The organism is Salinibacterium sp. ZJ70, assembly GCF_011751865.2.
Lineage (GTDB): Bacteria > Actinomycetota > Actinomycetes > Actinomycetales > Microbacteriaceae > Homoserinibacter.
The window spans coordinates 830,039-848,883 of the sequence record NZ_CP061770.1 but is presented as its reverse complement, the minus strand read 5'-3'; the positions used below and the strand labels follow the sequence as shown (position 1 = coordinate 848,883).

The following is an 18,845-nucleotide window of genomic DNA, read 5'->3' as shown; positions in this document are numbered from 1 at the left end:
CGCCCGGCCCGTTCATTCATGGGTGAGCCTTAGGCGGCCGGTGCCCACTCCCAGAAGTTCCAGAAGTAGGTCGGTGCCAGGGGGCTCGGCTTGACGCCGGTCACGCTCGAGTTCCAGACCGTGAGGCCGGGGTGCTGGAAGAGCGTGAGGCCGTAGCCCTCGCTCCACGCGAACTTCTCGATCTCCTTCTGGATCGCGATCTGCTTCGCGGGGTCGAGCTCGGTCTCCAGGTCCTTGAGGAGCTGGTCGACCTCGGCGTTGCTGTAGCTGCCGAAGTTGCTCGCCTGGCCGGTACCGAGGTACTGGTCAGAGCCGGTGAGCGCGAGGCTCGTCGACTGCCACGCGAACAGGGTCGCGTCGTGAGCGTTGACCGGCATGGCGACGCGGTCCGTGAAGGCCCAGGTCGGCTCGGAGTCGTCCACGAGCGTGAAGCCCGCGAGAGCTGCCGACTGCGAGATGAGCTCGAACTGCTGACCACGACGGACGTTGCCCTCGGGGTACCAGAACTTGACCTCGATCGGCGTGGCGACGCCGGCCTCCGCGAGGAGGGCCTTCGCACCGTCGATGTCGGCGTTGCCGACCTCGGCCGAGCCGTTCGACTCCGCGATCTCGTCGTAGCCGGGGCCGCCGGGGATCACGAGGATCGAGTTGCGGATCTCAGCGTTCGGGTTGAGCGGCTTGATGAGGTTGTCGAGGATCTGCTGACGCGGGATCGTCTTGAGGAACGCGAGGCGGACGGCCTTGGCCTTCTCCTCGTCGCCGCCGTAGGTGGCCGGGTCGAAGGGGCCGCCGTTGTCGAACGTCAGGTCGACGTGCTCGTAGGTGGCCTCGTCGCCCGTGTGCATCTCGGCGTTGGTGAGCGCCTCCGCGAGCTTCAGCACGTCCGCGGTCGGCTGGCCGGCCGCGATCTGCACGTCACCGTTGTCGATGGCCTGGATCTGCGCGGTCGAGTCCTCGATCTGACGGATCGTGACGCGCTCGTACTTGGGCGAGGGGCCCCACGCGTACGCCTCGTTCGCGACGAGGGTCACGTACTGGTCTTCGACGAGCTCCTCGAGCACGTACGGGCCGGCCGAGAGCGTGATGAGCGAGTTGTCAGGCGTGTTGGTGGCCTGGTAGCCCTGGTTCCACGCCTCGGCGACCTTGGTCAGCCACTCGATGTCTTCGTTCTCGAGAGCCTCGAGGAACTGCTTCTTGGCCTCACCGGCGTCGGTGATCTCGGGGTACGCGAGCTGCACGGTGCCGTGGGCTGCGACGCCGAGCTCGAACTGGGTCTCCCAGTCGACGTAGGCCTTGTCGTAGGTGATGGTGATCGAGCGGCCGTCGACCTCCGGGAAGGAGGCGGCGAGCTCGGGCTTGGCGTTGGCGTGCGAGAACCCGGCGTCGGGAACGGCGCCGAAGATGGTCGCCCACGCGAGCGCGAGGTCGGCACCATCGATGTCCGTGCCGTCAGACCACTTCACACCGTCGTTGACGGTGTACTTGACCTGCAGCGGGTCTTCGCTGATCTTCTCGTAGGTTCCGAAGTCGGTGTTGCGGACGAGAGCGGGCTCGTTGTCGTAGTACCAGAACCCCGGGCCGTGCATGAGGTACAGGACGTTGGCGTTGGCCGTGTTGTTACCGGATGCGCTGTCGCCGTTGAACTCATCGATGATGTCGTTCCAGGCGACCGAGATCTCGGTGTCCTCGATGACCTCGGACTCGTAAGGCGGCGTGCAGCCGCTCAGAACGAGCGCTCCGGCCGCGACCACGGCGCCAGCGGCCATGAATCTGTTGATTCGCAATTTTCCTCCTGCGATGGACAAGGCGCGTCGAATTCGGTGGATGCCACCGTGACGCGTTCGTCCCAAGGGTATGCAGTGCCGGCTCCCAGGCCGGTTAGTTCGCACGACTCGTTACATTGCCGAAACCATCCATGCGCAGATTCGTCAGATGATCGACAAAGACGCAAGATACATGCGCCGATCTGCGGATTGTTGCGTTGTCAACCAGATGCCCCGCACCGCATATTGCGGTGGCGGTCGTAGCATCGAGCCGTGGACACCGCTGGCACCCTCGAACCGTCGCGCGCCCGCCTCTGGGCGGAGATATCCATCGTGCTCGCGCTCGGGCTCGGGCAGTCCGCCGTGTACGCGATCGTGGCACTCGCCTACCGACTCACGAGCGAGGTCGCGCTGCGTGACCAGACAGCGACCCTCAACCCGTCGCGCAGCGACCGCGAGGTGTTCGACCTCATCTACCAGCTGCTCTCGATCGGCTTCGCGATCGTTCCGGCGCTGCTCGTGTGCTACCTCCTGTGGTCGCCGCGCCGACCGCGGCTGTCGCGCCTCGGACTGGACGGCACGCGCGTGGGCCGCGACATCGGGTGGGGTGTCGCCCTCGTCGCCGCGATCGGCATCCCCGGCATCGCGCTCTACCTCGTGGGGCGCGGCGCCGGCTGGTTCGTCGCGGTGAATCCCGCGGGCCTCGGCGACCACTGGTGGACGATCCCCGTGCTCCTGCTCGCCGCCGTGCGGGCGTCGGTGCAGGAGGAGTTCGTGGCCCTGGGCTACCTGTTCGCGCGCCTTCGTGACCTCGGCTGGGGACCCTGGCCCATCATCATCGCGACCTCGGTGCTGCGCGCGACCTACCACCTGTATCAGGGCCCAGGCGCATTCGTCGGAAACCTCGCGATGGGGCTGCTGTTCGGCTGGCTCTATGCGCGAACCGGGCGCCTGCTGCCGTTCCTCGTGGCGCACTTCCTCATCGACGCCGCCGTCTTCGTGGGCTATCCATGGGTCGCGGGGATGTGGCCCGAGCTCTTCGGGCTGCCGGGCTAGGAACGGATGAGGGGCGCCCGCTGACGGACGCCCCACTCAGGGCACTGCTACGCGAATGCCTCGGGAGGCGGGCACGCGCACACGAGGTTGCGGTCACCGTACGCCTGGTCGATGCGGCGCACGGGCGGCCAGTACTTGCCGCCGTGCACGAGCGAGTGCACGGGGTAGACGGCCGTCTCGCGGTCGTAGGCGTGCGCCCACTCCCCCGCGATGACCGACTCCGCGGTGTGCGGCGCGTTCACGAGCGGGTTGTCATCCGCCGGCCACTCCCCCGCGCCCACCGCATCCGCTTCGCGCTTGATGTGGATCATCGCCTCGATGAAGCGATCGAGCTCGGCGAGATCCTCGGATTCGGTCGGCTCGACCATGAGCGTGCCCGCGACAGGGAACGACATCGTAGGCGCGTGGAAGCCGTAGTCGATGAGGCGCTTCGCGACATCGTCGACGGTGATGCCGGTGGCCTCGCGCAGCGGGCGCAGGTCGAGGATGCACTCGTGCGCCACGAGGCCGTTATCGCCCGCGTAGAGCACCGGGTAGTGCTCGCTGAGTCGCGCCGCGATGTAGTTCGCCGCGAGCACGGCCGCGCCCGTGGCCCGCTTGAGGCCCTCTGCACCCATCATGCGCACGTACGACCACGAGATCGGCAGGATGCTGGGGCTGCCGAACGGCGCCGAGCTCACCGGGTTCTCGGTCTCGGTGGGCAGGTAGGGCGCGAGGTGCGCCTTCGCCGCGACCGGGCCGACTCCGGGGCCGCCGCCGCCGTGCGGGATGCAGAACGTCTTGTGCAGGTTCAGGTGCGAGACATCTCCCCCGAAGTCGCCGAAGCGCGCGTAGCCGAGCAGCGCGTTGAGGTTCGCGCCGTCGACGTACACCTGACCGCCCGCGGCGTGAACCGCATCCGTGATGTCGCGGATGTCGTGCTCGTAGACGCCGTGCGTCGAAGGGTAGGTGACCATGAGCGCCGCGAGGTCATCCGCGTGCTCCTCGACTTTCGCGCGGAGGTCGTCGAGGTCGACGTTGCCGAGCTCATCGCATGCCACGACCACGACGCGCATCCCCGCGAGCACCGCCGACGCGGCGTTCGTGCCGTGGGCGCTCGACGGGATGAGGCATACGGTGCGCTGGGTGTCGCCGTTGGCGCGGTGGTAGCCGCGGATCGCGAGGAGGCCCGCGAGCTCGCCCTGGCTGCCGGCGTTGGGCTGCAACGACACGGTGTCGTAGCCCGTGACCTCGGCGAGCCAGGTGGAGAGCTGGCCGATGAGCTCGCGGTAGCCCGCCGAGTCGGCCTCGGGCGCGAAGGGGTGCAGGTTCGCGAACTCGGGCCACGTGACGGCCGCCATCTCGGTCGCCGCATTGAGCTTCATGGTGCACGAGCCGAGCGGGATCATGCCGCGGTCGAGCGCGTAGTCCTTGTCGGCGAGGTACTTGAGGTAGCGCATCATGCCGGTCTCGGTGCGGTGCGTGTTGAACACCGGGTGCTCGAGGTAGGCGGAGGTGCGCAGGCACTCCTCGGGGATGGAGTTCAGTCCGGTGACGAAGCCGAAGCTGCGCGCCTCGGGGCCGCCGAAGGCGATCGCCACCTGGTGCAGGTCGGTCAGTGTCGTCGTCTCGTCGACGGCGATGCCGACGGTGTCGGCGTCGACCTGGTGCAGGAGGATGCCATGGGCCGATGCATTCGCCACGATCGACGCCGCGCGACCAGGCACGTGGTAGCGCAACGTGTCGAAGAACGCCGAGTGCTCCGGTTCGAGGCCCTGCTCGCGCAGGAACTCGGAGAGCAGGTGGGCACGCGAGGCGACCTGCCGCGCGATCCGCTTGATGCCCTGCGGCCCGTGGTAGACGGCGTACATCGACGCCATGACGGCGAGGAGCACCTGCGCGGTGCAGATGTTGCTCGTGGCCTTCTCTCGGCGGATGTGCTGCTCGCGGGTCTGCAGTGAGAGGCGGTACGCGGGGTAGCCGTTCGCGTCCTGCGAGACGCCCACGAGGCGACCCGGCATCTGACGCTCGAGGCCCTGGCGCACCGCCATGTAGCCCGCGTGAGGGCCGCCGAAGCCGAGCGGCACGCCGAAGCGCTGTGTGGTGCCGACCGCGACGTCGGCGCCGAGCTCGCCCGGGGAGGTGATGAGCGCGAGCGCGAGCAGATCGGCGGCGACGACCGTGAGACCGCCCGCCTCCTTGACGCGCGCGATCGCATCCGCGGGGTTCCACAGGCGCCCGGAAGCACCCGGGTACTGGATGAGCGCGCCGAACGCTTCGGGCAGGCTGTGCCCCTCGGGCATGGCCGCGAAGTCGGTCTCGACGAGCTCGATGCCGACAGCCTCGGCACGGTGAGCGAGGAGCGCCTTGGTGCGCGGGAGCGCATCCGCGTCCACGAGGAATGTGTTCGACGCGCTGCGCGAGGCACGGCGCGCGAGCAGCATGCCCTCGACGACCGCGGTGCCCTCATCGAGCATCGACGCGTTCGCGGTCGCGAGGCCCGTGAGGTCGGTGACCATCGTCTGGAAGTTGATGAGCGCCTCAAGACGCCCCTGCGAGATCTCCGGCTGGTACGGCGTGTAGGCCGTGTACCAGCTGGGGTTCTCGAGCACGTTGCGCTGGATCACGCTCGGCGTGACGGTTCCGTAGTACCCGAGCCCGATCATCGGGCGCGTCACGCGGTTGCGCGACGCGAGCGCCCGCAGCTCGGCGAGCGCCTCGACCTCGGACGCCGCGGGCGGCAGCACCGAGACGAGGTCATCGGCGACGCGGATGCCTGACGGCACCGCAGCATCCATGAGGTCGTCGACGCTCGCGTACCCGAGGGCGGCGAGCATCGTCCGCTGGGCGTCATCATCCGTGCCGATGTGTCGATCGGCGAAGAGCTCGGTCACTGGTGTCCTTGCGTCGGGGCCGATTACTCGGCGGTGAGTGCGGCGTACTCGTCGGAGGTGAGCAGCGTCGGCAGCTCGCTGAAGCGCACGGCGATCAGCCAGCCGGCGCCGAACGGGTCGGAGTTGACGAGCGAGGGGTCGGCGGCGACGGCGTCGTTGACCTCGACGATCTCGCCGTCGACGGGCGCGTAGAGCTCGCCCACCGACTTGGTCGACTCGATCTCGCCGACGACGCGACCCGAGACGGCAGCGGAGCCGACCTGCGGAAGGTCGACGAAGACGACGTCGCCGAGCTTGCCGGCGGCGTAGGCGGTGATGCCGATGCGCGCGATGTCGCCGTCGACGGCGACCCACTCGTGTTCGGCCGTGTAGGCGAGTTCAGCGGGGAGGGACATCAGCTCTTCTTTCTCGAGTAGAACGGCAAGGCGGTGACGGTCGCGGCCAGGCGGGTGCCGCGCACGTCGATGTAGACCGTGGTGCCGACCTCGGTGAGGTCGGGGCGGACGAGGGCCATCGCGATCGGGTAGCCGAGCGTCGGGGAGAGCGCGCCGCTCGTGATGATGCCCGCCTCCTCGGTGTCGGTCTCCGTCGCGAACACGGGGTAGTCGGCACGTCCGGCGCGACGGCCTTCGGAGACGAGGCCCACGAGGATCCGCGCATCCGCGGGAAGCTCTGCCCGAGCGGCAGCCTCCCCCACGAAGCCGCCGTCCTTGCCGAGCGCGACCACGCGGCCCGCGCCCACCTGGCCCGGCAGCGTCTCGCGGCTCAGCTCGTGGCCGTAGAGGGGCATGCCCGCTTCGAGGCGCAGCGTGTCGCGTGCGGCGAGACCGGCGGGCACGAGCCCGAGCGGGGCCCCCACCTCGACGAGCGCCTCCCACAGCGCGGGGGCCGCGTCGGTGTCGAGGTAGAACTCGAAGCCGTCTTCGCCCGTGTAGCCGGTGCGCGCCACGAGCACGGTCTCGCCGCGGAAGTCGCCGGGGACGACGCGGTAGTACCGCAGCTCGTCGAGTCCGGGGATGTCGAATCCCTCGACGCGCGTGAGGATCTCGACCGACGCCGGCCCCTGCAGTGCGATGAGCGCGACGTCGTCGGATTCGTCGCCGACGACGCAGTCGAAGCCCGCCGTGCGCGCGAGGATCGCCTCGACCGCCGGGCCGCGGTTGCCGGCGTTCGCGACCACGAGGAAGCGGTCAGCTCCCGTGCGGTAGACGACGAGGTCATCGATGATGCCGCCGTCCTCAGCGAGCAGCAGGCTGTACTTGGCCTGCCCCTCCTCGATCGCCGAGATGCGCGCGCTCAGCGCATGATCGAGAGCGGCCGCCGCCTGCGGACCGACGACGAGGATCTCGGCCATGTGGCTGAGGTCGAAGAGGCCCGCTGCGGTGCGCACGGCGTGGTGCTCGGCGAGGTCGGAGCTGTAGCGCACCGGCATCTGCCAGCCAGCGAAGTCCGTGAAGCTCGCGCCGGCAGCGACGTGCACGGCATCGAGGGGAGAGCGACGCGCGTCGGCGTCGGAGTGGGCATCGGTCATGGACGAGTTCTCCGATCAGGTCGGTGGAACTCCCCCTCTGTCATCGGTGCCTGAGAGATTCACGACGTGTGGTCGTTTTCACCATGGGCGGCCCCGGTAACCCGGACGAGATCCGGTGGAGCACTTTTCAGAGTGGCCTGTCGATGCGGTACACGTACCTGAGAGTTTGGCGGGGAGGCTTGCTCCTTCGGTGTCGACTCGAGGTCGACTCTCCCGCATCGCATGCGGCCGGTATTCGGTTGTGCGATCACACTACCGGATGCCGCGACAGCTCAGTCGGTGAGACCCGCCGAGTAGAGCACGGCCGAGGCGACGACGCCCGCGACGAGCGCGACCCACAGCACGATCGCCGCCCACGAGAGGGCCGTGCCGAGCGCCGGCCCGCGTCGACGCAGAGCAAAGCCCGCGAACATGGGTGCTGCGGCCCACAGCGGCAGCGTCAGGAAAGCTCCGCCGACATCGACGACGTAGGCACCGCGTCCCGTTCCCGCGAGTGTCTCCCACAGTCCCGCCGAATAGGCGAGCCACACCATGGTCGAGATGAGGGCGAACCCGAAAGCGAGCCAGGGGAACACCCGGTTGGGTCGCACGAGCCCGCGACGCAGCGACACCGCGAGCCCGACACCCGAGACCACCATCGTGGCGAACAGGGCGAGGCCGATGCCCGCGTTCACGAGCCACTCGGCAGGAGCGTTCGACGGGAATCCGATCCCCGCGACGAGGTTCGTGATGAACGCCGCGGTGGAGATCACGAGGACCGTGCCGTGCCCCGCGGGCGTGGGGCGCGTGGTGCGCGCCGGGTCGACGACCGGCACATACGCGGCCGGAAAGACGCCGGGATGCTCGGCCGAGTGCTGCGGCTGCTCGGCATCGCTCATAGGGCGAGAATAGCCAACATGTCCCGGATCGCCCGACTGCCACGGCGCGACTGCCCCGTCCACCCCGCGAACGGGGTACCGTGGGCACAACCGCCACCTTGAACGAAGGATCGTCAATGGGATCACTGCTCTACGGCATGTCGGGTATCGAAGTCTCCTTCGACGACAGAGTGCTCGCGCATCTCGAGATCGTGATCAACACGAAGCTCCGACGCCGCGAGTCGTTCATGCTCAGCTGGCGCGACTCGGCCGGGGTCGGCGACGGACGCAGCTCCGTCTGGCTCGATACCGCCATCCCCCTGTACTTCCGCTACTCGGGCAGCCGCCTGCCGCTGATCGACAAGGAATGGCTCGAAGAGCTGCTCGCGCAGTCGTCGTCGACGCGCGGACTCGTGCTGGGTGAGGATCCGGCGACCGAGCAGCTCGTGCGCGCCCACGACAACAGCACCAAGCGCAAGGATCACCCCGCGCGCTGAGTCTGACGCTCGGCTAGATGATGCCGACGCTGTCGAGGCGCTGCGTCTTGTGGCGCAGGACCGCGACCGCGAAGTCGGCTCCGTCGAGCTGCATTTCGTGCAGTTCGACATCGACCACGGCGACCGGGGTCACCGACGTCAGCACGAGCGCGGCTTCCGTCGCGCGCCCGTCGATGATGACGGGGATGGTCACCACCTCGGGCGGCTGGGTGCGGGCCAGCGACACCACGAAGTCGAGCAGGGCCGCGGCCACGTCGTCCGTGGTCGTGAAGTCATGTCCGCCGTACAGAATGTTCTTCATCGCGTCTCCACGCCCAGCGTGCCCCGCGATCCGACCTCTCTGAAACCCGTTCCGCTCAGCGGCGCAACGTGCTACACGTCAGTCGGTGCCGTTCTCGATCTCGATCTGTCCGGTGTCGATGTGCTCGGCGGTGAGCTGGATGCCGCCCGTGGTGTTGGCGGAGCGGAGGATCTCCTCGATCCACTCGCGTCGCAGCGACGGCGGCTCCGGCTCGACGAACTCGAATCGCAGCGGGATCGACTCGTGCATCCAGATGGTGGTGCGCCCGGGAAGCTGATCCTCGCCATGCATCCACGACAGTGTGAAGCTCTCACCTCGACGCAGCTTGGTCACGACGGCCACCTTGAGATGAGCGAGGGTGCGGTCATCCATCGAAATCGCCTGATCAGCGTAAAAGAGCGTCCCCATGTGCACATCGTAGGTGCACGCCGGGCCGAATGTCCCGATCCGCACGCGTTTTCGCTGCCCCGGAACGCGGAAGGGGCGACCCGCATCTGCGGACCGCCCCTCCCGGATGCGTCGGATGCGCGTCAGCTGCCCGAGGCCACCGGCGTGAACGGCGCCTCGACGCCGTCCGCGTACACGGGCTGCGGGAGGACGACGCCCTCTCCTCCGTCGCGGATCTCGCGGATCGCGTCGACGATGCCGGAGATGTTCTCGGGGACCGGCAGACCGCACGCCTTCAGCTCGGAGGCGAGCTCGAGCGTGAGGCGGTTCTTGCCTGCCTCGACGGCTTCAGCGGTGGTGCCCTCCGCAGCCTCGGACGAGGCGTTGGCGATGTCGGGGACGTCGGCGCACACGTGGTAGACCGATCCGCCGGCGACCCAGTGCACCCGGTCCTCGCCGAGGAGCTGGATGACGGTCGACTGCTCGGCCGTGTACTTCTCGACCGAGGCCGGGTTGAAGTCGGCGCCGAGGGCGGTGGCGACGAGAGCGAGGATGATCGCGATCGTGCCTGCGAGGCCCTTCTGGCCCTTCGACATGTCCTTGTTGAGGAACACCATGATGATGAGCGGCAGGAACGCGAGCACCGCGAGGATCGCACCGAGCTGGTTCTGCACGAAGAAGCGGAAGGTGTCCTTCTGCGACGCGGGGTCGAGGCGGTTCGCCTTCTTCCAGAGCATCGAGCCGATGATCGACAGGGCCGCGATCACGACGAGCACCACGATGAGGGTGATGAACGCCCACTGCGGGAACTCGTACGTGGCGGCCTCGTCGACGAGGAGTCCCGTCTCGGCGTCACGCGAGAGGCCGGACTCCCCCGATCCGCCGACGGCTTCGCGCTGGCGCAGCAGCCAGAAGATCGCCCCGGCCTCTGCGGCGATCGCGACGACCCACAGGACGATCGCGATGATGCGCAGGGTGGTGGCTTTCTTCTTCGCCTCTGCGGTCGGCTTCCAGGCGGCGGCGTCGGTGCCGCCCTCCTGGGTCGCCTTGGTGGTCTTCTCGGCCTGGGCCATGTGGTCCTCCACGGGTGGTAGCTGTTGGGGGAAGCGTATCGAAGCGGAGGAGCTTCCTCGCATTCGGGCTCGAGGGAGCACAGATGGGGGTTTCGCGGGACGCGCTGCGGTGCTTGGATCGCCGCAGGAGGTTCTCCATGAGCATCATCCGCACCCCCGAACCCGGCGACGCGACCGGTGAGGCCGCAGCCCTCTACGCCGCCGACATCGAGAGCATGGGCTACGTGCCCTCGCACACGCGGGTCATGGCCAACAACCCCGCCGCCGTGCATGCTTTCGAATCCCTCGTGCGGGCGTCGACGCGCACCCTCGACAAGCGCCGCTACGAGCTCGTGACACTCGCGGCCGCGCGCGCGATCCGCTCGCAGGCGTGCCTGCTCGCGCATGGTCTGAGGACGCTCTCGGTGATCGACGAGGACGAACTCACTCGCATCGCCGCCGACTATCGCTCCGCGGGGCTCTCAGAGGCCGAGGTCGAGATGATGGCCTACGCAGAGCAGCTCTCGACCGATTCGTCGTCGATGACAGAGGCAGATGCCGCACGGTTGCGCGAGGTCGGGTTCTCGGACGACGAGATCGTCGACATCACCATCGCCGCCGCCGCCCGCAACTTCTACTCCCGCGCCCTGCACGCGCTCGGGGTTGAGGTCGACGAACCTCCGGGTCTGCCGGAGGGCCTGCGTCAGGCGCTCCTGGAAGGTGCGGGTGCCCAGGAGGCGTAGCGCAGCGTTCCGGTGACGAGACAGCGAGCGCGTACATTAGCGACATGCTCCGACGACTCGTCGCCCGAACCTTCTGGACCTTCAGCCGCTGGACGCTGAAGACCGAACCCGCGCCGACCCGCGCAAGCATCCTCATCGGCGCCCCGCACACGTCCAACTGGGACTTCGTGCTCATGCTCGGGATCGCGTGGAAGCTCGGGATCGACTTCCGCTGGCTCGGCAAGAAGAGCCTCTTCACGGGCTGGCGCGGGCCGATCATGCGCGGCCTCGGCGGCATCCCGGTGGACCGCAACGATCCCACGAGCGTCGTGACGGATGTCGTCGCGCGCATCAAGGCGGGCGAGAACTTCTGCCTCGTCGTGACCCCGGACGGAACACGCGGCGGCAACACCGGCTGGAAGTCGGGCTTCTACCGGATCGCGCGCGAGACCGGCATGCCGGTCGTGCTCGGATATGTGGACCGCACGACCATGACGACGGGCCTCGGCGACACGATCGAGCTCACAGGCGATGTGCGCGCCGACATGGACCGCGTGCGGGCTTTCTACGCCGACAAGGCGGGCTTCCACCCGCACAAGCGCGTTGAGCCGCGTCTGTCGAACGAAGGCACCAGCGCCGAGGGCTGAGCCCGCACGGCGCCCCGACTCAGAGCCCGAGCAGGCGCTCCGCGACGGGCACCGCGGCCTCGGCGTCGAGCGACGGCACCGACTCCCAGCGTCCGCCGCTGACGACGACCGTGACATCGGGGATCATGACCGAGGTGACGACGACCTGGGCGACGGCGTCGATGGAGATCGCGTGCGCGATGCCACCCACACGAGCCGCGCCGGGCGCGTCGACGAGTTCGAAATAGCCCGACTCGGCGAGCTCGGCGAGCGACTCGGCGGTCTCGCCGGTCTGGAGCGAGACGACGACCTCCACGGAGCGGATCTCGCTGAGGTCGGTGGCGGTGTCGGGCTCTCGCCAGTTGCAGGCGCCTCCCCACTCGTTGAACGGCTCCGCGTTGCTCTCTTCGGCGACGAGACCTTCGATGTACGGCGCGACGGCCCCGGCGATCGTGTCGCAGCTGTCGGCGACCGTGATCGTGGGTGCAGCACCCCCTGGCGCTGCGGCGGCGTCGCCCGGCACGGTGGCGGCAGGCGAGTCGGCGGGCGCGCATCCGGCGAGCGCGAGCAGAAGGGCGGCAGGCAGAAGCAGACGGCAGGGGGCGGTGGTCATGCCTTCGACGATACGAGAAATGGTGACGCCTCAGCCAATCGGGTCCGCGGAGGAGGACGTCGCTATATTCTTCGCATGCTTCGCGGCAGAGCACGGCGTCGCCACCGTCACCTACAACTACCGCGGAGTGGGCGCGACCGCGCGCGCCCATCCCCACCTGCGGATGCGCGACTGGCTGCTAGAGGACGCGCCCGCCGCCACCGCCTTCGCCACCCAGCGCTTCGCGAGCATCCCGCAGGTGGCCGTCGGCCATAGCCTCGGCGGCCACGCCCTGCTCCTCGGCGCGGGTGGTGAGCACGTGACGCGATTCGCGAGCGTCGCCAGTCACCTCGCGGCGACCACCGCGATCCCGTCGCGCAGCGAGCTGGTGCGCGTCGCCGCGATCCTCGGCGTGATCGACGATCCGAGCTTCGATGCCCGCGACCGCGCGGAGGCGACGACGGTTCCGATCCTGGCGGTCGGCGTCGACGACGACCCCTGGTCGGCACCCGCCGCCATCGATGCCCTGGTAGCCGCGGCAGGCGGCCCCGTCGAACGACGCCAATACAGCCCCGCCGATCTCGATCAGGAGCGCGTCGGCCACCACGGCCTCTTCCGCCGAGGCGCGGGAGCTCGATTCTGGCCCGAGCTGGTCGAGTGGCTCACGAGAACGAGCTGAGCAGATGACACGCTCACGGAATCCGCGCCTCATGTTCAGCGTGATCGCCGCCGAACGCGCCCTGCGACGCATGATCGACGCGCGCTCGGGCGGATTCGGGGTGGGAGCCGCCGGGGCGGGAGTGCTGTTCGCCGTCGCCCGCACCGGCAGCGCATCCGCCAAGGAGATCGCGAGCGTCATCGGCGCCTCCCCCGCGGGCACCACGGGTCTGCTCACCCGCATGGAAGCGGCCGGCCTCCTCCGTCGCGAGCCTGACCCGGACGACGCGCGCGCCATCCGCGTGACCCTCACCGAGACAGGCGAAGCAGCTCGTGCACACGCCCTCACCGTCATGGATGAGCTGAACCCGCGCCTCGGGCGCGGCTTCACATCCGACGAGCTCGACGTCGTCGCGCGCTGGCTCGACCACGTGCGCGCGCTCGAGCGCGACGAGGACTGAGGCTCAGCTCAGGCCGGGACCGACGGGATCCCCAGGGGGATCTCGGTGCAGCGGGTGCCCGTGTAGATCGTGGGCATGCAGCGGTTGCAGTGGTCGCACAGCGACCGTGTCGACGCATCTGCGCGGATGCGGTCGATGAGGTCAGGTTCACGCAGCAGTGCCCGCGCCATCGCGACGAACTCGAAGCCCTCCGCCATCGCAGTGTCCATGCCGTCGCGGTCGGTGACCCCGCCGAGCAGGATGATCGGCATCGAGAGCTCGGCGCGGAAGCGCTTCGCCGTCTCGAGGAGGTAGAGCGGGATGTACGGGTACGTGTGCAGGAAGGCGGCGCCGAACACGCCGATGCCGAGACGCAGCAGCGGGTTGTGCTGGGCGCGTGCGAACTCGCGCACCGGTGAGCCGCCCCTGAACAGGTACATGGGGTTCACGAGGCTCGATCCGGCCGTGAGCTCGAGGGCGTCGAGGTGGCCGTCCTCTTCGAGCCACTTCGCCGTCTGGATGGATTCGTCGACCTGGATGCCGTGGCGCACGCCGTCTTCCATGTTGAGCTTCGCGATCACCGCGAGCTCGCCGTCGACAGCCTCGCGCACGGCTTCGGCGACGCCGCGGGCGACCTTCGCCCGATTCGCGAGCGAGCCGCCGAACTCGTCGCGGCGCTTGTTGATGCCGGGCGAGAGGAACGAGCTCGCGAAGTAGTTGTGCCCCAGGTGGATCTCGATGCAGTCGAAACCCACGTCGCGCGCCATCTTCGCCGCATCCGCGTGCTGCCGGGTGATGCGGCGGATGTCATCGTGCGTGGCCGCGCGGTCGAACCGCATCCCCAGGGGGTTGAAGCGGCGCGACGGCGCGAGCGAGAACAGGCCGGTGGAGCTCGCATCTGAGACGGGCCCCGCGTGCCCGATCTGCGCGGAGGCCTTCGCGCCCGTGGCGTGCACGGCTTCCGTGAGGCGTGCGAGCCCCGGCAGCGCCTCGTCGCGCCAGTAGATCTGGTTGCGCTCGGTTCGCCCCTCGGGCGCGACCGCGAGATAGGCGACCGTCGTCATGCCGACGCCGCCGCGTGACGGGGCGAGGTGGAACTCGATGAGCTCATCCGACACGAGGCCGCCGGGCGCCACACCCTCCCAGGTTGCGGCCTTGATGACGCGGTTGCGCAGCGTGACGGGCCCGAGCTGGGCCGGTGCGAGCGGATCCGGTGAGGGCTGGGTCATTCGAGTCTCCTTCGACACGAGCGGGCGCGTCAGCGCCAGGGTACGCCGGAAGCTGTGGGCTCAGTGGGCGAGGGGAGGATGCCGGCGAGTCGCGCGAGGTCGCCCCGCAGCCCCTTCCGGAATGCGAACACAGCGCACGGGTCGAGCTGCGTGCGATCCTCCGCGTAGCCTGGAGTGGTGCCGCACCCGCGGCCGCAGAGAGGGCCCCGTGAAGATCGCGCACCTGCGCCGGTTCGTCGCCGTCGCCGACGAGCTGCACTTCCCGCGCGCCGCCGAGGCGCTCGGGATCCCGCTCGCTTCGCTCTACACCGCGATCGAGAAGCTGGAAGCGGAGGCCGGGCAGCAGCTCATCACGCGCGGCCAGAACTCGCAGCTCACCCCCGCCGGGCGGGCGCTCCTCGCCGAGGCGCGGGCGATGATCGCCGCCGCGGGCCCCGAGCCCGAGAGCACATCGACCCCCGCGGGCGGCAAGGCGAAGGCCTCGAAGGGTGTCGGGCGCGCCCCGAGCGTCAAGGGGCAGCCGAAGCCCTACAAGAAGCGTCAGGGTCGCTGAGCCGACGCCCTAGAGCTCGGTGACGACCCCCGCCTCGACCTGCCAGCGGCGATCGGTGCTCACCGCGGCGAGCATCCGTCGGTCGTGGGTCACGAGCAGCAGCGTGCCTGTGTAGGACTCGAGCGCCTGCTCCAGCTGCTCGATCGCGGGAAGGTCGAGATGGTTCGTGGGCTCGTCGAGCACGAGCAGGTTGACCCCGCGCGCCTGCAGCAGCGCGAGGCCTGCACGCGTGCGCTCCCCCGGCGACAGCTCGTTCGTCGGGCGGTTCACGTGGTCGGCTCGGAGCCCGAACTTCGCGAGCAGGGTGCGCACCTCGCCCGAACTGTACTCCGGCACGAGGGCCTCGAACGCCGTCGCGAGCGGCTCAGCACCCGCCAGCAGGGAGCGCGCCTGATCGATCTCGCCGATCTGCACGCTCGCCCCGAGGCTCGCACTGCCCTCATCCGGAACCTGGTGCCCGAGGAGGCCACGCAGCAGCGTCGACTTGCCGGCGCCGTTGGGCCCCGTGATGCCGATGCGCTCCCCCGCGTTCACCTGCAGCGACACAGGGCCGAGGGTGAATGATCCCTGCCGGAAGACGGCAGAGCTGAGCGTCGAGACGACGGAGCTGGAGCGCGGCGCCTGCCCGATCGTGAACTCCAGCTGCCACTCCTTGCGCGGCTCCTCCACCTCCTCGAGGCGGGCGATGCGGCTCTCCATCTGACGCACCTTCTGCGCCTGCTTCTCGCTCGACTCGGTGGACGCCTTGCGGCGGATCTTGTCGTTGTCTGGCGACTTCTTCATCGCGTTGCGCACGCCCTGGCTCGACCATTCGCGCTGGGTGCGGGCGCGCGACACGAGGTCGGCCTTCTTGTCGGCGAACTCGTCGTACGCCTCGCGCGCGTGCCGACGCAGCGTCGCGCGCTCCTCGAGGTAGGCGTCGTACCCGCCGCCGTACAGACGGTTGGCGTTCTGGGTGAGGTCGAGTTCGAGCACGCGCGTCACGCATCGCGCGAGGAATTCGCGGTCGTGGCTCACGAGGACGACGCCGCCGCGGAGTCCGCGGACGAAGTTCTCGAGACGTTCGAGACCATCGAGGTCGAGATCGTTGGTGGGCTCATCCAGCAGCGCGATGTCGAAGCGCGACAGCAGCAGGGCCGCGAGCCCCACGCGCGCCGCCTGCCCGCCCGAGAGGGAGGTCATGAGGGTGACCTCGGGATCGTCGCCGAGATCGAGCCCCAGATCGGCGAGCACAGCCGGGATGCGCTCGTCGAGATCCGCGGCACCGCTCGCAAGCCATCGCTCGAGCGCCGTCGAATACGCATCAGAGGGGTCGACACCCGCGGGGGCGAGCGAGGGGTCGCCGAGCGCGAGCGCCGCGGCATCCATCTCGGCGGTCGCCGCGGCGCAGCCGGTGCGCCGTGCGATGTACTGCGCGACCGTCTCGCCCGCGAGGCGCTCATGCTCCTGCGGCAGGAAGCCCACGAACGCATCCGCGGGTGCCAGGGACACGGTGCCCTGCTGGGGCTCGTCGACGCCCGCGAGGATGCGCAGGAGCGTCGACTTGCCGGCCCCGTTCGCCCCGACGACCCCCACGACGTCACCCGGCGCGACCGTGAGGTCGAGCCCGTCGAAGAGCGTGCGGTGGCCGTACCCGCCGGCGAGATCGTGAGCGACGAGTGTTGCGGTCATCCCCCGATTCTCTCAGCTGGCGATGAACTCCAGGTGGATGCCGTCGGTGTCCTCCCCGAGCGACGTGCCGCGCGCGTCTCCCGTCGGCTCAGGTGCGCCGCGCCTCCGACGCGAGCACGTCGCGGGCCCACCCTGCGAGGAGGTCGCGCACGACGACCGGCTGGTCGACGACGATGTTGTGGCCTGCGCGATCGAGCACCGCATATGTCGCATGGGGAAGCCGCTGGGCGAGCCGCCATTGATCCTCATAGCCGACGATGGCGTCCTGACGTCCGGCGACGATGAGCACCGGGCTGTCGAACCCTGCGAGCCTGTCATCGGGCAGCTCCGGCAGCGTGTATCGGTCGCCGAGGGCCGCCATCGCACCAGGGTCGGCCGCCCGGATTCCCGGCAGGATCGCCGCACGGAACCGCTCCCAGTTGTCGCGTGTGCGGAGCACGGCGAGGGGGAGATACTCGTCGGCGTCGGACGCGTCGAGCTCCGCGACGAGCTCGGCGTCCTCGTCGAGCACCTCGTGCGCGGGCACGGTGCGATGACTCCGATCCGAATCGACGACCGGCGCGAGCAGCGCGATCCCGGCGCATCGCTCGCGCAGTCGGGCAGCGACATCGCGTGCGAGGAGCCCTCCCAGCGACTGCCCGACGATCGCAAACCTCCCCGCGCCCGTGAGCTCGGCCACAGCCTCGGCGAGGTCGTCGGCCAGCTCAGGCAGCCCGCCGGGCGCCGGGAGGGGCGCGGCGTCGCCGAACCCGGGCAGGTCGAGGTGGATGCGCTCGAGTCCCGGCAGCGCGAGGGCGTCGTCGACGTCGAGCAGCACGCGGTGGTCGACGCCGTTGCCGTGCACGAGCACGACCGGCATCCCTGAGCCGCGTCGCTCGGCGATCACCGCGCGTGGCGTCACGCGCCGCTTCCTTCGGAGTTGGTCATGAACTCCAGGCGGATGCCGTCGGCGTCCTCCACGAACGATGCGTAATAGTCACCCGAGAACCGCGGATACTCCTTCGGGTCGCGCACCGCGTGCCAGCCCGCCTCGAGAGCCAGCGCGTGCATCCGCTCGACCTCATCCCGGGATCCGACCGCGAACGCGAGGTGCTGCCAGCCGACGCGGCCGTGCACGTGCGGCGCGGTGCTCGTGTCGCGTGCGCCGTAGAGGATGAGCTCCGGCTCGCCCTCCCGGTACCACGCCGACGACTCCCCCGCGTCGGAGCGGGTGAAGCCGAGCGCGCTGAAGAGCGGATCGAACCGCGCGCGCCCATCTTCGAGGTCGGAGACGGTGATTCCCAGGTGATCGACGAGTGCCATGCGCACGAGTCTCCCGCATTCCGCCGACACCGCGCGAGGTGCTGTCCGACCCTGCGAGCGGGCCGCTCATCCCGTTCGCGGTGATCGAGGATGCGGCGGGCCGCCGGCCGCTCACTCGTCGGGGTCGGCGATCTGCTCGATCACCGCAGCACCCTGCGCGATGTCGTTCACACGCGCGGTGAGGGCGTCGACCACATCGTCCGGCACCTGCACGACGAGCTCGACATCCGCACCGTGCACGACCTCGCCGAGAGTCGCCCCGTGAGCGTCGAACTCGCGCCGCACGGCACCTTCGACGGCGTACGGCACCACCACGAGCAGGGTGCGCAGGCGCACGAGCTCCACCCGTTGGGCGTCGACGAGCGCCTGAGCGACCGCATCCGTGTAGGCGCGCACGAGACCGCCCGCACCGAGCTTGATCCCGCCGAAGTACCGCACGACGGTCGCCAGAACGCCCTCGAGCTCCTGATGCCGCAGCACATCGAGCATGGGACGCCCGGCGGTGCCTCCCGGTTCGCCGTCGTCGTTCGCCGCGGAATGCCCGCCCGCCATGAGCGCCCAGCACACGTGGCGCGCGTCGGGGTGCTGCTCGCGCAGCTCCGCGACCCGCTCGAGCGCCTGCTCGCGCCCCGCGACAGGCTCCACGCATCCGATGAACCGGCTCTTCCGGATCAGCAGCTCGCTGTGGTGCGGCTCAGCGAGGGTGAAGGGCATGGGCCCATTCTCCGTGATCGCC

The 18,845-nt window shown here is 69.5% G+C and carries 21 protein-coding genes and 2 riboswitches; of the genes, 7 read left to right on the top strand and 14 right to left on the bottom strand.

The window, feature by feature from the left end; all coding sequences use genetic code 11:
* Positions 1-29: 29 nt before the first annotated feature.
* Positions 30-1,766 carry an ABC transporter family substrate-binding protein gene (locus HCR12_RS04060; RefSeq protein ID WP_166867513.1) on the bottom strand — a complete coding sequence of 579 codons (1,737 nt, stop codon included), beginning with the start codon at positions 1,764-1,766 and terminating at the stop codon, positions 30-32.
* A gap of 270 nt (positions 1,767-2,036) precedes the next feature.
* Here HCR12_RS04060 and HCR12_RS04055 point away from each other — a divergent pair, with 270 nt between their 5' ends.
* On the top strand, positions 2,037-2,819 hold the full coding sequence (locus HCR12_RS04055; RefSeq protein ID WP_166867514.1) for a CPBP family intramembrane glutamic endopeptidase: 783 nt from the start codon (positions 2,037-2,039) through the stop codon (positions 2,817-2,819).
* Positions 2,820-2,866: 47 nt separating this feature from the next.
* Here the strand turns inward: HCR12_RS04055 and gcvP are convergent, their stop codons facing one another.
* The 4 genes from gcvP to HCR12_RS04035 all read right to left on the bottom strand — a co-directional run bounded on the left by gcvP (position 2,867) and on the right by HCR12_RS04035 (position 8,101).
* Complete coding sequence (gene gcvP / locus HCR12_RS04050; protein WP_370589341.1) at positions 2,867-5,635, bottom strand: aminomethyl-transferring glycine dehydrogenase; 2,769 nt, start codon at positions 5,633-5,635, stop codon at positions 2,867-2,869.
* 80 nt (positions 5,636-5,715) lie between these two features.
* Complete coding sequence (gene gcvH, locus HCR12_RS04045; protein WP_166867519.1) at positions 5,716-6,087, bottom strand: glycine cleavage system protein GcvH; 372 nt, start codon at positions 6,085-6,087, stop codon at positions 5,716-5,718.
* On the bottom strand, positions 6,087-7,223 hold the full coding sequence (gene gcvT, locus HCR12_RS04040; RefSeq protein WP_166867521.1) for a glycine cleavage system aminomethyltransferase GcvT: 1,137 nt from the start codon (positions 7,221-7,223) through the stop codon (positions 6,087-6,089). Before gcvT ends, gcvH begins: the two co-directional genes overlap by 1 nt.
* Positions 7,224-7,250: 27 nt before the next feature.
* Positions 7,251-7,349: riboswitch (glycine riboswitch) on the bottom strand.
* A gap of 10 nt (positions 7,350-7,359) precedes the next feature.
* Positions 7,360-7,449, bottom strand: a riboswitch (glycine riboswitch).
* 46 nt (positions 7,450-7,495) lie between these two features.
* Positions 7,496-8,101, bottom strand: a complete 606-nt coding sequence (locus tag HCR12_RS04035; RefSeq protein ID WP_166867522.1) for a hypothetical protein — start codon at positions 8,099-8,101, stop codon at positions 7,496-7,498.
* A 116-nt stretch (positions 8,102-8,217) separates the two neighbouring features.
* On the opposite strand from HCR12_RS04035, the gene HCR12_RS04030 reads away from it, so the two are divergent.
* Entirely contained in the window at positions 8,218-8,577 is a 360-nt protein-coding gene (locus HCR12_RS04030; protein WP_224763652.1) for a DUF7882 family protein, read from the top strand.
* Positions 8,578-8,590: 13 nt separating this feature from the next.
* On the opposite strand, the gene HCR12_RS04025 is transcribed toward HCR12_RS04030, so the two are convergent.
* The 3 genes from HCR12_RS04025 to HCR12_RS04015 all read right to left on the bottom strand — a co-directional run bounded on the left by HCR12_RS04025 (position 8,591) and on the right by HCR12_RS04015 (position 10,338).
* Positions 8,591-8,878, bottom strand: a complete 288-nt coding sequence (locus HCR12_RS04025; protein ID WP_166867524.1) for a hypothetical protein — start codon at positions 8,876-8,878, stop codon at positions 8,591-8,593.
* Positions 8,879-8,956: 78 nt separating this feature from the next.
* Complete coding sequence (locus HCR12_RS04020; protein WP_166867526.1) at positions 8,957-9,286, bottom strand: DUF7882 family protein; 330 nt, start codon at positions 9,284-9,286, stop codon at positions 8,957-8,959.
* A 122-nt stretch (positions 9,287-9,408) separates the two neighbouring features.
* Positions 9,409-10,338 carry a hypothetical protein gene (locus HCR12_RS04015; protein WP_166867528.1) on the bottom strand — a complete coding sequence of 310 codons (930 nt, stop codon included), beginning with the start codon at positions 10,336-10,338 and terminating at the stop codon, positions 9,409-9,411.
* Positions 10,339-10,475: 137 nt separating this feature from the next.
* Here HCR12_RS04015 and HCR12_RS04010 point away from each other — a divergent pair, with 137 nt between their 5' ends.
* The gene (locus HCR12_RS04010) at positions 10,476-11,060 is read left to right on the top strand and encodes a carboxymuconolactone decarboxylase family protein (protein WP_166867530.1); all 585 of its coding nucleotides are present in this window, start codon (positions 10,476-10,478) and stop codon (positions 11,058-11,060) included.
* A gap of 44 nt (positions 11,061-11,104) precedes the next feature.
* Positions 11,105-11,686 (top strand): 1-acyl-sn-glycerol-3-phosphate acyltransferase, encoded by a 582-nt coding sequence (locus tag HCR12_RS04005; RefSeq protein ID WP_166867532.1) that lies wholly within the window; start codon positions 11,105-11,107, stop codon positions 11,684-11,686.
* Between the two features lie 19 nt (positions 11,687-11,705).
* Here HCR12_RS04005 and HCR12_RS04000 read toward each other — a convergent pair whose 3' ends face one another.
* Positions 11,706-12,278 (bottom strand): hypothetical protein, encoded by a 573-nt coding sequence (locus HCR12_RS04000; protein ID WP_166867534.1) that lies wholly within the window; start codon positions 12,276-12,278, stop codon positions 11,706-11,708.
* 22 nt (positions 12,279-12,300) lie between these two features.
* Between HCR12_RS04000 and HCR12_RS03995 the strand changes: the two genes are divergently transcribed.
* Positions 12,301-12,936: a serine aminopeptidase domain-containing protein gene (locus HCR12_RS03995; protein ID WP_166867536.1), complete on the top strand. Its 636-nt coding sequence runs from the start codon at positions 12,301-12,303 to the stop codon at positions 12,934-12,936.
* Between the two features lie 4 nt (positions 12,937-12,940).
* Entirely contained in the window at positions 12,941-13,375 is a 435-nt protein-coding gene (locus HCR12_RS03990; RefSeq protein ID WP_166867538.1) for a MarR family winged helix-turn-helix transcriptional regulator, read from the top strand.
* An 8-nt stretch (positions 13,376-13,383) separates the two neighbouring features.
* On the opposite strand, the gene HCR12_RS03985 is transcribed toward HCR12_RS03990, so the two are convergent.
* Positions 13,384-14,583, bottom strand: coding sequence for an NADH:flavin oxidoreductase (locus tag HCR12_RS03985; RefSeq protein WP_166867541.1), 1,200 nt, complete (start codon positions 14,581-14,583; stop codon positions 13,384-13,386).
* Between the two features lie 208 nt (positions 14,584-14,791).
* Between HCR12_RS03985 and HCR12_RS03980 the strand changes: the two genes are divergently transcribed.
* Positions 14,792-15,136 (top strand): LysR family transcriptional regulator, encoded by a 345-nt coding sequence (locus tag HCR12_RS03980; RefSeq protein WP_166867544.1) that lies wholly within the window; start codon positions 14,792-14,794, stop codon positions 15,134-15,136.
* Positions 15,137-15,145: 9 nt separating this feature from the next.
* Here HCR12_RS03980 and HCR12_RS03975 read toward each other — a convergent pair whose 3' ends face one another.
* From HCR12_RS03975 to HCR12_RS03960, 4 genes are all read right to left on the bottom strand, one after another.
* Positions 15,146-16,807, bottom strand: a complete 1,662-nt coding sequence (locus tag HCR12_RS03975; RefSeq protein WP_166867546.1) for an ABC-F family ATP-binding cassette domain-containing protein — start codon at positions 16,805-16,807, stop codon at positions 15,146-15,148.
* Positions 16,808-16,895: 88 nt separating this feature from the next.
* Positions 16,896-17,708 (bottom strand): alpha/beta fold hydrolase, encoded by an 813-nt coding sequence (locus HCR12_RS03970; RefSeq protein ID WP_166867548.1) that lies wholly within the window; start codon positions 17,706-17,708, stop codon positions 16,896-16,898.
* Positions 17,705-18,109, bottom strand: coding sequence for a VOC family protein (locus tag HCR12_RS03965; RefSeq protein ID WP_166867550.1), 405 nt, complete (start codon positions 18,107-18,109; stop codon positions 17,705-17,707). Before HCR12_RS03965 ends, HCR12_RS03970 begins: the two co-directional genes overlap by 4 nt.
* A 111-nt stretch (positions 18,110-18,220) precedes the next feature.
* Positions 18,221-18,823 carry an IMPACT family protein gene (locus tag HCR12_RS03960; protein WP_166867552.1) on the bottom strand — a complete coding sequence of 201 codons (603 nt, stop codon included), beginning with the start codon at positions 18,821-18,823 and terminating at the stop codon, positions 18,221-18,223.
* Positions 18,824-18,845: the final 22 nt, after the last annotated feature.

Coding starts and splice junctions, on each gene's coding strand:
- HCR12_RS04030 (WP_224763652.1), top strand. CDS start 8,218: ATGGGATCACTGCTCTACGGCATGTCGGGTATCGAAGTCTCCTTCGAC.
- HCR12_RS03960 (WP_166867552.1), bottom strand. CDS start 18,823: ATGCCCTTCACCCTCGCTGAGCCGCACCACAGCGAGCTGCTGATCCGG.
- HCR12_RS04035 (WP_166867522.1), bottom strand. CDS start 8,101: ATGAGCGATGCCGAGCAGCCGCAGCACTCGGCCGAGCATCCCGGCGTC.
- gcvH (WP_166867519.1), bottom strand. CDS start 6,087: ATGTCCCTCCCCGCTGAACTCGCCTACACGGCCGAACACGAGTGGGTC.
- HCR12_RS03990 (WP_166867538.1), top strand. CDS start 12,941: ATGACACGCTCACGGAATCCGCGCCTCATGTTCAGCGTGATCGCCGCC.
- HCR12_RS04060 (WP_166867513.1), bottom strand. CDS start 1,766: ATGGCCGCTGGCGCCGTGGTCGCGGCCGGAGCGCTCGTTCTGAGCGGC.
- gcvT (WP_166867521.1), bottom strand. CDS start 7,223: ATGACCGATGCCCACTCCGACGCCGACGCGCGTCGCTCTCCCCTCGAT.
- HCR12_RS04010 (WP_166867530.1), top strand. CDS start 10,476: ATGAGCATCATCCGCACCCCCGAACCCGGCGACGCGACCGGTGAGGCC.
- HCR12_RS04000 (WP_166867534.1), bottom strand. CDS start 12,278: ATGACCACCGCCCCCTGCCGTCTGCTTCTGCCTGCCGCCCTTCTGCTC.
- HCR12_RS04020 (WP_166867526.1), bottom strand. CDS start 9,286: ATGGGGACGCTCTTTTACGCTGATCAGGCGATTTCGATGGATGACCGC.
- gcvP (WP_370589341.1), bottom strand. CDS start 5,635: ATGCTCGCCGCCCTCGGGTACGCGAGCGTCGACGACCTCATGGATGCT.
- HCR12_RS03965 (WP_166867550.1), bottom strand. CDS start 18,109: ATGGCACTCGTCGATCACCTGGGAATCACCGTCTCCGACCTCGAAGAT.
- HCR12_RS04025 (WP_166867524.1), bottom strand. CDS start 8,878: ATGAAGAACATTCTGTACGGCGGACATGACTTCACGACCACGGACGAC.
- HCR12_RS03985 (WP_166867541.1), bottom strand. CDS start 14,583: ATGACCCAGCCCTCACCGGATCCGCTCGCACCGGCCCAGCTCGGGCCC.
- HCR12_RS04005 (WP_166867532.1), top strand. CDS start 11,105: ATGCTCCGACGACTCGTCGCCCGAACCTTCTGGACCTTCAGCCGCTGG.
- HCR12_RS03975 (WP_166867546.1), bottom strand. CDS start 16,807: ATGACCGCAACACTCGTCGCTCACGATCTCGCCGGCGGGTACGGCCAC.
- HCR12_RS04015 (WP_166867528.1), bottom strand. CDS start 10,338: ATGGCCCAGGCCGAGAAGACCACCAAGGCGACCCAGGAGGGCGGCACC.